Below are 13,134 nucleotides of genomic sequence, written 5' to 3'. Positions count from 1 at the left end.
CATGGACTGCGAATCGCTTTTGGCGTTGCGCGCGGTACGCCGGGAGTTTCCTGCCGGAGACGGCACCGTGGTCGTGCTCAAGGACATCGACTTGAAGATTGATGCGGGCGAGATGGTGGCCATCGTCGGCGCATCCGGCTCTGGCAAGTCGACACTGATGAACATCCTCGGCTGCCTGGATCGACCCACGGCAGGCAGCTACCGGATCGCGGGTGCGGAAACCGGGGAGCTCAATCCCGACGAACTGGCCGCGCTTCGGCGCGAGCACTTCGGCTTCATCTTCCAGCGTTACCACCTGCTTGCGGATCTCTCGGCCACGGCGAACGTCGAACTGCCGGCAATCTACACGGGGCTGGCCGCCTCAGCGCGGCAAGCACGCGCGCAGGCGCTGCTCGCGCGCCTTGGCTTGCACGAACGCATGAACCACCGTCCGGGCCAGCTCTCGGGCGGCCAGCAGCAGCGCGTGTCCATCGCGCGCGCCTTGATGAACGGGGGAGCAGTCATCCTCGCCGACGAACCGACGGGGGCGCTCGACAGCGCCAGCGGTGAGGAAGTGATGCGCATCCTGCGGGAGCTGCACGCCGACGGCCACACGGTGATCCTCGTCACCCATGACATGTCGGTTGCCTCTCATGCTGCACGGGTGATCGAGATCAGCGATGGCGTCATCGTCGCCGACCGACAAACCGGGTCCTTCGCGACCTCGGCACCCGCAGGCGTCGCTTCGCCCGCTCCCGCCACCGCCGCCACGGTGCGCGCGGCCGCGGATCGTCTCGCTCAAGCGTTTCGCATGGCCGTGCGGGCAATGAACGCACACCGGCTTCGCACCTTCTTGACCATGCTCAGCATCATCATCGGCATCGCTGCCGTCGTCTCGGTGGTGGCGCTCGGCCGAGGCGCGCAAGAGCAGGTGATGGCGCAGATCCGCGAGCTCGGGACCAACACCCTCGACGTCTTTCCCGGCAAGGATTTTGGCGACACCCACGCGGGAGCCATCGAAACGCTGGTCGCCGCCGATGCAGACGCACTCGCCGACCAACCGTACGTCGACAGCGCCACCCCGAACCTGTCGATCAACGTCACCGCGCTCTATCGCGAACTCGTGGTCGCAGGTCAGGTCGCCGGCGTGGGCGCGGGACATTTCCGCGTGCGCGGCCTGAAGCTCGCATCCGGACGCTTCTTCGATGCACGCGACGTCGAGCGGCACGGTCAGGTCGCAGTGATCGATCCGAAGGCAGCCGCGACATTGTTCAAGTCCGCGGCACGTGCCATCGGTGAGATCGTGCTGCTGGGCAACATGCCCGTGGAAATCATCGGTGTGCTGCAGCCCGTGCAAAGCAGCACCGGTACTTCCACCCCGACCTTCTACGTGCCCTATGCGGCGGTGGCGACGCGCCTGTCCGGGCAGTCTCACCTCGACAGCATCAGCTTGCGCGTTCGCGATGCCGTGCCCAGCCAGACCGTGCAGCAGGCGGTGACCGCGATGCTGAGCGAGCGGCACGGTCGAAAGGACTTCTTCATCTTCAGCTCAGACCAGATCCGGCAGGCGGTCACCCGCACCAGCACCACGCTCACGGTGCTGATCTCGGGCATCGCCATGATCGCACTGCTCGTGGGCGGCATCGGCGTGATGAACATCATGCTGGTATCGGTGACCGAGCGCACCCAGGAGATCGGCGTGCGCATGGCGATCGGCGCTCGCCAGTCCGACATCCTGCAGCAATTCCTGATCGAGGCAATGCTGGTATGCCTTGTCGGTGGCATCCTGGGCGTGCTGAGCGCATTGGGCCTGGGCGTGGCCGCCGACCTGATGCAACCCGGCCTCCAGATGTCCTTCTCCGGCGCATCCATCGTGCTGGCCGTCGTCTGCTCCTCCCTGATCGGAATCACCTTCGGCTTCCTGCCGGCGCGCAATGCGGCCCGGCTGGATCCGGTTCAGGCACTGGCGAGGGACTGATGCGCTTCCTCATCATGGGCCACATGACGGCGCTCACGGTGGCATTGGCAGGTTGCACCGCCCTCACCCGCACGCCCTACCAGCAACCGCCCGTGCCCATGCCGGCTCGCTTCGAGTACTCGGCCTCCACCGCCGATGCCCGGCACCACGAGGCATGGTGGCGCTCGTTCGGCGACCCGCAGCTCGACGGGTGGATCGATCATGCGCTGGAGCGCAACCCGGACCTTGCCGCAGCGGGCATCCGGGTGCGCCGCGCCTCGCTCGAAGCGCAACTGGCCGGCAACGCATTGCGGCCGGCCTGGGACGGAGTGGTCTCGGCCAGCGCGAGCCGCGCACTGTCCGGCGAGAGCCAGCGCACCCGTGAGGCCGCCAGTGTCAACCTCGGCGTACGCTGGGAGATCGACCTGTTCGACCGCCTGGCGGCCCAGCGCGACGCAGCCGGCTTCGAGGCACAGGCGAGCACGCAAGACCGAGAAGCCGTCGCCCTGTCGCTCGTCGCTGCGACAGCGAGCCTTTACTGGCAACTCGGCCATGCGAACGAGCGCATCGCATCCGCACGGCAGAGCCTGGCGTACAGCCACCGCACCCGCGAATTGATTGGTGCACAGCACCAGGCCGGCTCGGTCTCCCGCCTCGAGCTGCGCGAGGCTGAGCAATCCTTGGCCGAGCAGCAGGCGCTGCTGAGCCAGCTCGTGCAGACACGCAACGAACTGCATCAAGCACTGGGGCTCCTGTTCGACGGGGCTTTGCCGCCCGGCCCCGAACCGCAGCGCCTGCCAGATGCCATGCCTGCCCCTGTCGGCGCGGGCCTGCCGGCGCAGCTGCTCGGACGCCGACCTGACCTGCGCGCTGCCGAGCTTCGGCTGCGCGCCTCGCTTGCCAGCCGCGATGCTGCCAACGCGCGCTTCTACCCGACGCTCTCGCTCACGGGCGGCCTGGGCGCTGCGAGCACGTCGCTGCGCGAGGTGCTGCGCAATCCGGTCGCGACGCTGGGTGCCGAGATGACGCTGCCCTTCCTCAACGCGCGGGAGATGCAACTGAGCAGCGCCATCGCCCGGACACGCCATGAGGAAGCGATCGTCGCGTTCAGGAAGTCGCTCTACACAGCGCTTGCGGAGGTGGAGCGAGCGCTTTCAGCGCGCACACAACTGTCGTTGCAGGACGTCGCGCGTCAGCGCGCGCGGGAGGAAGCTGCCGAGAGCGAAAAGCTCTACGAGGTTCGCTATCGCAACGGTCAGATTCCCCTGCGCTCCTGGCTCGATGCGCAGGAGCGCAAACGCGCGGCTGAACTGGCTCAGGCAGCGACGCGCCTGGCCTTGCTGCTGAACCACCTGACGCTCCATCGGGTGCTGGGCGGCACCATTCCCGCTGGGGAGAACGTCAGTGAGGTACGCGAGGGCGATGGCGGCCTGAACTTCGCGAAGCGACGGTTCTGAAGCGCCTTGTGCTTGATCGCTCCTCGGAAAGCCCGGCCCCAGGGGACCGCGAAGGACTCGTGTTTCGTGCTTGCGGTTCGAGCAGCCGTCGTTTCGTGAAGGCGGGACGGTTGGCCATGCAGGTGATCACGGCCCGAACCAGAAGGCAAGCCACAGCGCGACGACGCCCAGTGTCGCAAGCAGCAGGAGCGTTTCGGCCCTGCGCCGCAACCAGCAAGCGCCGCGTGAGCCCCGGCACACGATGGCGGCCTTCCCTCGCGCGAAGACCGACAAAGGCCTGGGCTGGCGCGTCATGCCACTCTCATGGTCAGCGCCGCACGGCGGCGCAAGGTTTCCCATGGCGGCACGGGACACCATCGGTGCAAGCCGAAGCAGCTTGAAAAGCGCAGCGGGCCGGCACCGGCGCGGGATCGCTCTGCGCACGTGCAGACGGCCTCATCCTCGAAGTGCTTCCAGCCACGCGGCCGGTTCGCAGAAGATCGTCGCGGCCACGTGCAAAGCACTCAGGGTGCTCGCTGCGATGTCTTTGCGCCGATGCCCGACATCGGCGCGATGCCGATACCCAGGGTCCGCAGCAACTGAGGAAATCCGGGATCGGCCCACACCATGAACTCGACACCGCGTCCGTGGCGGATGACGTCGCCCATTCTTGGAATTCCCGGATGGCACATCAGGAGGTCGCCGCCCTTCGCGCGCCTGAGCCAATGCCGCAGCAGCGAACCGTAACCGCTCTCGGTGGCCTTGAAGTCGTAGGCACCGAGCAAGCGGGTGTTCACGAAGAAGCCAAGCGCACGTGCCTGGCGCCGGAAGTCCTCTGCGCCCACCAGCCGATCGATGAGCCACGCCTTGCGGTCTTCGGGGCGCTGCATCGAATCCATCAGGGACGAAGTCGGTGCCGCACTCGCGCGCACCCAAGGCAGCGAGCCCGTGTAGCGGCGGGCCAGCACATCGAGCACGATGTCGCGTATCTGCGGCAAGTGATGCACGTGCTCGTGGCTGTCGAGATGCGCAGGTGCCCGGAACATCTCCTCCTCGAAGGCATCGAGCTGATCCAGCAAGGCTTCGCGGATGCGTCGCTTGGGCAGCAAACGCAGATGAGCCGCCGTGACGAGCGTTCGCACCGACCCCAGCGCGGGCGCGCCATTGAATGACAGAGTCAAGTTGAAGTGGAGGCCGACGTCGATATGGCGGGCGTCGAGGTGGCGCGCACGCGCCGCTCCCTCCTCCCACTCCGGCGCCTGCGTCATGGCACTCAAGGCGCTCACGCGGCGCATCTCGGCCAGCTGCAAGGCCGCAGCGTTGACGCCTTGGTTCAGGCCGAAATCATCCACGCAAACGGCAATGGTTCGCTGCACCGGGCGAGGTGCGCCATCGTCGACCGCGGGCGGCGTCGCAACAGTGTCTTCGGTGCGCTCGGCTGGGCGGCTCATCGGTCGAACTCCCTGGCCAGGACTGGCTCCTGAGCGAGCGGCATGGAGGCGGACAGAAGCCGCGGCCTTCCCCCCGCTCTGGAGACCCGAGCGCACCGACAGGTCCCGCGCGGGCACACCGCGGCCTTGCCTGCTTCAGCGATGCCGGACCGGCTCTGACACGGCTGCGGCGTCCTCATCGCTGGTGCTCCTTCGGGGCGTTGTCGCGCGGCCGCTTGACGAGATAGAGGGGCCGGCCCTTGACTTCATCGAACACCCGCGCCAGGTACTCGCCGATCACGCCGAGCGACACCAGTTGCACGCCGGCCAGCAGGAACATGGCAACGACGATCGTGGTCCAGCCTGATACTTCATTGCCCCACAGCATGTACGACACGGCCAGCACTGCGCCGTAGCCGAACGCGGCGGCTGCCAGCACGCCGCCGAGCACGCTGGCGGCACGCAGCGGCCAGCTGGTGAACATGGTGATGCCGGTCAACGACAGGCTGCACAGTGCCCGCAGGCTGTAGTGGCTGCGCCCGTGGGGCCGCGGCGGTGGCACGTAGGCGATATGCTCGACGCGAAAGCCCACCCAGGCGAACAGTCCCTTCATGAACCGGCTGCGCTCGGGGAGTGCACGCAGGGCCTCGACCACCTGGCGATCGAGCAGGCGAAAGTCGCCAGCGCCCGCCGGAACGCGATAGCGCCGGTCCCGGTCGATGAGACCGTAGAACAGGCGAGTACCGATGCGCTTGATCCAACTTTCCGCCTTGCGATCGGTGCGCACCATGCAGATCATGTCGCCTCCCCTGGCCCAGCGCGCGACCATGCCGGGGATCAGTTCGGGCGGGTGCTGGCCGTCGCCATCCATCAGAAGGACAAGGTCTCCGCGTGCGGCATCCAGCCCCGCACTCAGCGCGGCCTCCTTGCCGAAGTTGCGCGAGAGCTCCAGCAGCCGGACGCCATGATCCCGCCAGCGCTGCGCCACCTCCACGGTGGCATCCGTGCTTCCATCGTCGACGACGACAATCTCCCAGTCGCGCGCCAGGCTCGAGAGCACCACCACCAGCTGTGGCAAGAGCAATGCGAGATTCCTGGCTTCGTTGCGACAGGGAATGACGCAACTGAGAGAAGCCACACAGGCCATGGGAGACGAGCCCGCAAGCGGCTCCTGCGAAAGGCTGTCGCCGCTTGTGCCCGACTGCACGGGCGCGCGCAGGGTGACCGGGGGTTCCGTGCCCTGCGCACTCAAGCGCACAGCTCCTGGATCAACGCGTGGCATTCGACTCTCCAGTGCAGCGTACCGAGCTGGAAACGGGTGCGATCACGCGCCAGTACAAGCCAGGGAAGTTGTCACCCACCGCGCGATAGCCAGGCGGCTTCGGGGCCTTGCTCAGCACGAGGACGCCGCATCCGTCGACCAGTTTCCTGTCCACCCATGGACTGATGTCCAAACGACCATGGAGAAGGACCAACGGTTTCTCCTGAAGTCGAAGCGCCAGTGCACCAGCTTCGGCCGGAGGGCCTGCCACCAGGCGGATCGGCCCTCCGAGCTCGGCGCGCGCTTCCGGCGCTACGGCGTCCGCGAGTGCCTGCGCATCGAAGTTGCGCCAGTGGTGTCGCTGCCATCGCACCTCTCCATTGGCGGAGATCATCTGCCCCCACAGCAGCAACAGCAGCTGGACAAGGCCAAAGGCTTTGAGGGCCGATTTCAGCGAGATGGCAGACCAGGCACGCTTGCAGCGGCCAAGCTCCATCGCCGCCGGGATGGCAAGCAGCAGAAAGGGCGCGCCCCAATGCAGCTGCAGGTCCGCGCCGACGAACAGTCCCAGCGCACAGGTGAAGACCAGCGGGGTGATGCCGAAGCACAGCAGCAGGCGTCGGCTCATTGCCGTGTCGATGGCCGGCGCCGTGTGCCGATGCGCCGGGATTCCCTGCGCGCCGCGATTGCATGTCCACAGCGCCAGCAGCAGAAAGAGCCATGCGGGGAGCGCGCGATTCAGAAGCTGATCCAACAACCAGTGCGCACTTCCGGTCCATCGGCGCCCTCCCTGCAGTTCGAGCCCGAGGGAAGATTCCATGGCGTAGCGGATGGGCCCCAGATCGTGCTGCCAAAGCCAGTACAGATGCGGAGACACCAGCGCCAGGGCGGTCACCATCGCCAATAGCAGGCCACGCCGATGGTGCGTGTCCCGCCAGCCGCGCTGCCAGCCCCAGAACGCGAGAACCGCCAGGGCCATCACCGCGATGTGGTACTTGGCGAGCCCGCCCAGGCCAAGGCAGGCTCCCAAGGCAAGCCACCAGCGCGCCTGCCTTGTACGAAATGCCTTCCACGTGAGGCCGGCGCTGGCAACCGCGAAGGGAATCAGAACCACTTCGTGGTTGTAGTAGTAGAGGCGCCCGTTGTAGTAGGTGATGCAAAGCGCGGCCAGGACGGCAACGGTTGCATGCACTGGCCCGCGCAGGGCCGCAAGCAGCCGCCACAGCAGTCCCATGGCCGCCAGCGCGAACGTCGCCCCCAGGACATAGGTGGCGACTTCCGACAGTCCCATGACCTGCACCGGAATCCAAAGCACCCAGGTGGGCAGCGGCGGGTGTTTGTAGTAGCCCCATTCGAGGCTGCGCACCCAGGTGAGCTGCTCGATGTTGTCCGTGGGTGGCACCAGGCTCGAGTGGGCCAGATGCGGCAGCCAGACGGCGGCAAACAACAGCAGCAGCAAGGTGATCCAGATGCCGTCGGGCCGGGACGAACATGCGTCCATCGCGCGGCGCAGGGTCGCTGCCAAGGAGGCCCCATCGGGATGCGACACAGGGACACATGGCGCCGGCGCCGGGGGATCTGTGGCTTCTGACAGGGACGGAGTCGAAGCGGTGTCTGCAGGCGGAGAGTGCATTCGAGGCAAGCGAGTTCGGGAAGGGCTCTGTGGATGGACAGAGGCGCCATGCTCGTTCGCCGTCGTTCAGATGTGCTGCAAGTTCCATCAACATCCGATCAAGCAGCGAATGAATCCGCGCCTTCGCCCAACCGATGCCACTTGGCCTCGCTCGGTTGTCCGTGCATCGCACCGGTGAACCGTGATACGGCCTGCATCGCCCCCGCTCTGATGAGCGGGAGACTTCAGCATCTCCATCAGATCTGGATCGGACGCGAGCCCGTTCTCCATGCTCTTTCAAAAGAATCGTCGCCAGGCCACTGGTCTGGGCGGACCTCGTTGCGGCAACTCTTGCTCGCCCCGGCGATAACCGTCCTGACGAGGTGCTGTATGCGTTCGCGTTCGAACGCCTTGGTCCACCTGAACCACACGCAGCCATCTTGCGCTGGCTTGCGTGTCGCTTCGGACCCATTCCAAGCCGGTCGCGGCATCAACCGATGAAGAAAGCAGAATCCGTTCACATCCCCTGCGTGGAAGCAGACCTTCTTCCGCGAGAGGCGGTATCGCCTTGCACCACCACGGGATGGAGTGCGCGGGTGATGCGCCTGCACGGCGCAGCCATTGCCTGTCGCACAGCCCTGATCTGGGCATGCGAAGACTTCGCGACGGCGCAGAGTTTGGCGCGGGAGCCGTTCGGTCGGCAATCGCCCACGCCACGGCCCGCATGACGGCGCGGTTCGATGCGTCCGACCGCCGCTCGCACGGGCCGCAAGCCGGCGGCTCGCATGTTCGGCGTCTTGCGGCCCGGTGCGGTTGTTCGCATGCCCCAGACGGTGGCTTGGGAAACCACGCCCGCCGCCACATGGCTGCAGCGCTCGTTGCCGCATGCGGCTGGCTGGCTGGCACACCGACGGCTTGTGCCCAGGACGTTGCCGCACAGCCTCAGGGTTCGAACACCATGAGATGGGAATGGATGTTCTCGCCCTACGCCCATCATTTCCGCCGCAGCAACACGCACCGGAACGTGTACCTCCTCGGCGTGGAGCGGTATCAGACCGAGAACTGGCTGGTGGGTGTGGGGGTGTTCAGCAATTCATTCGGCCAACCCTCGGCCTATGCCTATGGCGGCTACCAGTGGAGCGACCTGTTCGGCCAACCGAGGCTCTACCTCAAGCTGACAGCAGGCGTCATGTACGGCTATGTCGGAGAGCACAAGGACAAGGTGCCGTTCAACCACAACGGATGGTCGCCGCTGGTGGTGCCTGCCATCGGCTACCGACTCAACTCCCGACACAGCCTGCAGGTGTCGGCATTGGGAACCGCGGGTCTGTTGTTCTCGTATCACTTCCGTCCGTGACAGCGGCGACCGGTCATGAAACCTGCGCCATCGAGCCGCGTGCCGGCGGTGCGGCATACGCCTTCATCTTCATGGCGAATGAACATGCGGTGAAGGATTTCTCCACCGACACGCCAGACCATCGCGCCGGCGATCCTCACCGATTGCGCGGTCCGCTGCGGCTACGCCGGACAAGACGCGCCTCCTCCGGAGCATCACGCCATCAAGGATGCCTTCCATGAACCTGACGTGCTTGGCACAGCAGACCTCCTGCGGGATCGCAGCTGTCTTCGCCCTGGTCGCCGCGGCACCGGTTGCCGCAGCAGGACATTGGTCCATCGACATCGACCCGGCCGCAGCGCATGCCGTGTCCAGCGGGCCGGCACCGATCCACGGCATGCCGGGACCTGCCTATTCCGGTACAGCGATTCCACGGCCTGCACCCGCAGCCCTCCATCGCGCGGCATCGCCATCCCACTTTCCCGCCGCGGCGCTGCGCTCCGGAGGCGACGTCTATCGGAACGACCACTATCACTACCACCTGCACGGCCACGACCGGGAGGGATGGCAGCTGACGGACCGCGGCGCCTCGGCCGATTCGCCGGAATGCCGGCCCGCTGGCTGCCCGGCAACAAGAGCCCCTCTTTCCGGAGGCGGTTCATGACGCCTTCCGCGTTGGAGGTCGCGCCGCCGCGGCACTCGGTCACCGCCGATGGCGACAGTGGGACCTCGGGCCCGGACAAGGCCCATGGCCAGGTTCCGCCAGGACGCAATCCGCAGGACCGGCGGATCTGCAGGACACCAACGGGGGAATGGCGACGGCTTCACACGCTACCCCCGTGGAGGGAGGAGAACCCATGAAGACATGCCCACGCCCGCCAGGTGCACCGCGTCTGCCCCTGTACCTGCGCCGATGGATCGGCGCCCTGCTCGCTTCACTGCTTCCGATGGCAGCGCAAGCCCAGATGGAAACGCCGCAGCACAACATCATCGAGTCCGTCACCGGTACGACGCGGGCCGGGCTGGAATTGGTGCGTATCGATTTCACGCACCCGCTCAAGGCACTGCCCGTTGGCTTCGTCGTACATTCGCCGGCCCGCATCGCACTGGATTTCCCGGGGGTGGCCAGCGCGGTGGGGCGCTCGGCCATTGCCTTCGATCTGGGCAACCTTCGCGCCGCCAATGTGGTGCAGGCTGACGAGCGCACGCGCGTGGTACTGAGCCTGCGGCATGCGGCCACCTACGAGACGGAAATCCAGGGTCGCTCATTGCTGGTGTCGCTGCAATCGGGCGCGGACCAGCCACCGAAGACCCGGCCCCTTGCGGAGTTTTCCGGGAACCGCCTTCGCGGCATCACGCCACTGCACGACATCGACTTTCGTCGCGGCGATGATGGGATGGGTCGCATCGTCGTGGCCATGGGCAGCAGCCACCTTGGCGTGGACGTGCGGCGCGAGGGCTCGGCGCTGGTGGCCGATTTCATAGGGGCCTCGTTGCCAGAAGGACTGCGGCGCCGTCTCGACGTGTCCGACTTCGGCACGGCCGTCGCAACGGTGCACCCGCAGCAGTTGAGTGACCGGGTACGCCTGACCATCGGCGCGCACGGTGACTGGGAGCAAAGCGCCTACCAAACCGATGAGCAGTTCGTCATCGAGGTCCGCCCGCGCAAGGTCGACCCGGGCAAGCTCACGCCCGGCACGGGCTATGCCGGCGAGAAGCTCACGCTGAACTTCCAGAACGTCGACGTGCGTGCGCTGCTGCGGGTGATCGCGGACTTCACCGGCTTCAACGTGGTGGCCTCCGATGCCGTCTCCGGCAACCTCACGCTGCGGCTCAAGGACGTGCCGTGGGACCAGGCGCTGGAAGTCATCCTGCAGGCCAAGGGCCTGGGAATGCGCAAGAACGGCAGCGTGCTGTGGGTCGCGCCGCGCGACGAGATCAACGCCAGGGAAAGGATCGACCTCGAGGCACAGGCCTCGCTGGAGAACCTGGTGACCTTGCGCACGCAGTCGTTCCAGCTCAACTACGCGAAGGCTGCGACCGTGGTGCAGAACCTGACGGGTGGCGGCAGCGTCGCCTCGGGTGGCAGCGGCAATTCGGCCACACGTCTGCTGAGCCCTCGCGGCAGCGCGATGGCCGAGGCCCGCACCAACCAGCTCTTCGTCACCGACACGCCGGTGCGCCTGGCCGAGGTGAGCGAGTTCATCCGGAAGCTCGACGTACCGGTGCGGCAGGTGCTGATCGAAGCGCGCATCGTCGAGGCTTCGGACACCTTCGGCAAGTCGCTGGGCGCCAGGCTGGGCGGCGGTGTCATCGAGAGGAACAGTTCCATCGGCACCATCCCTGCGGGCCGCAGCCACACCTTCGCGCCCTATACCAATCGCAACTTCGTGAACCTGCCGGCCGGCAGTGCCGGCAGGGGGAATGCGCCGGGCACGTTCTCGGTCTCCCTCTTCAGCTCGAGCCATACGCGCATGCTGAACCTGGAAATCTCAGCGCTCGAGGCGGAAGGCAAAGGCAAGCTGGTGTCCAGCCCCCGGGTGATCACCGCCGACCAGACGAAGGCCCTGATCGAGCAAGGCGAACAGATCCCCTACCAGCACGCCACGTCCAGCGGCGCCACCTCGGTCTCATTCCGCAAGGCCGTGCTCAAGCTGGAGGTGACACCACAGATCACGCCCGAGGGCAGCATCATCCTCGCACTCGACGTGAGCAAGGACGCGCGCGGCGTCAACACTTCCGCCGGTCCGGCGATCAACACCAAGCACGTAAAGACCGAGGTGCTGGTGGAAAACGGCGGCACGGTCGTCATCGGCGGCATCTTCGAGCTGACCGAGATCAACGACGAGTCGCGCGTGCCGGTGCTGGGCGAGGTGCCCTACCTGGGCACACTGTTTCGAAAGCGCTCACGCACCTCGAACAAGGTCGAGATGCTGGTGTTCATCACGCCGCGGACGATCGTGGGTCGGGGCGCCGCGCCCTGATCGCACGACGACGCTGAAACTCTTCCGAGGGCGCATCCATGCGATGCATGCCCCCGGGGTCAGCGCCGCGGATAGGAACCGAGGACGCGAAGCTCCCGGTGTGCCTCCAAAAAGGCACCCAGTGTGCCCTGCCGGGCATGCCCCGCCACCTCGATCAGATAGCGGTGCGTGTCCAGTGATTTCTTGCTCGGACGCTCGTAGATCGTCAGGACCTGCACGCCCGCTTCGCTGAACGTTGCCAGGATGCCCGACAGGCTGGCATCCGAGGCATTGACCAGCAAGGAGGTCTTGTCGTGCCCGGTAGGCGCCGGCATCTGCCGGCCGAGCACCCACCAGCGCGTGACGTTGTGAGGCCCCTCCTCGATGCCGTCGACCAGCGAGACGAGTTGATAGATATCGGCCCCGGCCTTCGGTCCGAACGATGCGGCGTCGAGCGCGGAACTGCGCGCAACAGCCTGTGCGGCCGCGCCCCCGCTGGCCGCTTCGACGCGACGCACTTGAGGCATCTCCTGCTCCAGCCACGGCTTGACCTCCTCGAAGGCCACTGGATGCGCGTGGACCGCCGCAATGTCCTCTCGCTTCGTCCCTGGCTTGGCCAGCAGGCTGTATCCGAGCATCTTCGGGTACTCGGCGACGATGGTCACCTCGGGCAGGTCGAGCACCGCATCGAGGTAGGGCGTCACGCCAACCACGGAGGTCGTGACTGGCACGCAGGCGCGCTCCACCTTCCCATCGGCATAGCTCCTGAACAACTGGTCGCGCGCGAGCGGCACAAGGTCCCGGCCACCGAACAGGTCCAGGCAAGCCTGGTGCGTCCAACTCCCCGCCGGCCCCAGGTAGCCGATCGGGCCCGCCACGGCAAGGTTCAGAGAATTCCCGAAGACGACCAGCCCACAGGCAACGGCATTGACGGCTCTGAGCTTCGACATGGTGACAGGCTGAAAGTTGGAGGGCGGATGTAGGCCGGGTTGATGCCCTTCGGCTGCGGACAGTGTTTCGCACGCCCGGGTCTCCAGCAAGACCTTCGCCAAGTGCAATTCGTGGAACGTCGCGAGTGCCCTGCCGTCGTTCGAACGGCACACCTTCTGTTGCGTGACACGCAATGACGCTCCTTCTCGCGTCAGGAGATTGCCGTTCTG

Annotated in this window: 8 protein-coding genes; 4 read left to right on the top strand and 4 right to left on the bottom strand. The window is 66.4% G+C overall.

Translation table 11 applies throughout. From position 1 onward, the window contains the following. The first annotated feature begins 1 nt into the window (after position 1). Both BMY35_RS35380 and BMY35_RS35375 read left to right on the top strand, forming a co-directional pair. The gene (locus BMY35_RS35380; RefSeq protein ID WP_093209503.1) at positions 2-1,957 is read left to right on the top strand and encodes a MacB family efflux pump subunit; all 1,956 of its coding nucleotides are present in this window, start codon (positions 2-4) and stop codon (positions 1,955-1,957) included. Then, positions 1,957-3,393 (top strand): TolC family protein, encoded by a 1,437-nt coding sequence (locus BMY35_RS35375; RefSeq protein ID WP_256230519.1) that lies wholly within the window; start codon positions 1,957-1,959, stop codon positions 3,391-3,393. Before BMY35_RS35380 ends, BMY35_RS35375 begins: the two co-directional genes overlap by 1 nt. 503 nt (positions 3,394-3,896) lie before the next feature. Here the strand turns inward: BMY35_RS35375 and BMY35_RS35370 are convergent. The 3 genes from BMY35_RS35370 to BMY35_RS35360 form a co-directional block, all read right to left on the bottom strand. Next, positions 3,897-4,823 (bottom strand): ChbG/HpnK family deacetylase, encoded by a 927-nt coding sequence (locus BMY35_RS35370; RefSeq protein ID WP_093209501.1) that lies wholly within the window; start codon positions 4,821-4,823, stop codon positions 3,897-3,899. Between the two features lie 175 nt (positions 4,824-4,998). Next, positions 4,999-6,054, bottom strand: a complete 1,056-nt coding sequence (locus BMY35_RS35365) for a glycosyltransferase family 2 protein (protein ID WP_256230517.1) — start codon at positions 6,052-6,054, stop codon at positions 4,999-5,001. A 16-nt stretch (positions 6,055-6,070) separates the two neighbouring features. Then, positions 6,071-7,588: a glycosyltransferase family 39 protein gene (locus tag BMY35_RS35360; protein ID WP_256230515.1), complete on the bottom strand. Its 1,518-nt coding sequence runs from the start codon at positions 7,586-7,588 to the stop codon at positions 6,071-6,073. A 1,045-nt stretch (positions 7,589-8,633) separates the two neighbouring features. On the opposite strand from BMY35_RS35360, the gene BMY35_RS35355 reads away from it, so the two are divergent. Both BMY35_RS35355 and pilQ read left to right on the top strand, forming a co-directional pair. Next, positions 8,634-9,032 carry an ABC transporter ATP-binding protein gene (locus BMY35_RS35355; RefSeq protein WP_143080817.1) on the top strand — a complete coding sequence of 133 codons (399 nt, stop codon included), beginning with the start codon at positions 8,634-8,636 and terminating at the stop codon, positions 9,030-9,032. A gap of 836 nt (positions 9,033-9,868) precedes the next feature. Then, positions 9,869-11,995: a type IV pilus secretin PilQ gene (gene pilQ, locus BMY35_RS35350; protein ID WP_371287238.1), complete on the top strand. Its 2,127-nt coding sequence runs from the start codon at positions 9,869-9,871 to the stop codon at positions 11,993-11,995. 59 nt (positions 11,996-12,054) lie between these two features. Here the strand turns inward: pilQ and BMY35_RS35345 are convergent, their stop codons facing one another. After that, positions 12,055-13,098: a prephenate dehydratase gene (locus tag BMY35_RS35345; protein ID WP_256230513.1), complete on the bottom strand. Its 1,044-nt coding sequence runs from the start codon at positions 13,096-13,098 to the stop codon at positions 12,055-12,057. Between the last annotated feature and the right edge of the window lie 36 nt (positions 13,099-13,134).

Source organism: Variovorax sp. YR750, assembly GCF_900109805.1.
GTDB lineage: Bacteria > Pseudomonadota > Gammaproteobacteria > Burkholderiales > Burkholderiaceae_C > Variovorax > Variovorax gossypii.
The sequence above is the reverse complement of the archived record's forward strand: the minus strand, read 5'-3'. Positions and strand labels throughout refer to the sequence as shown.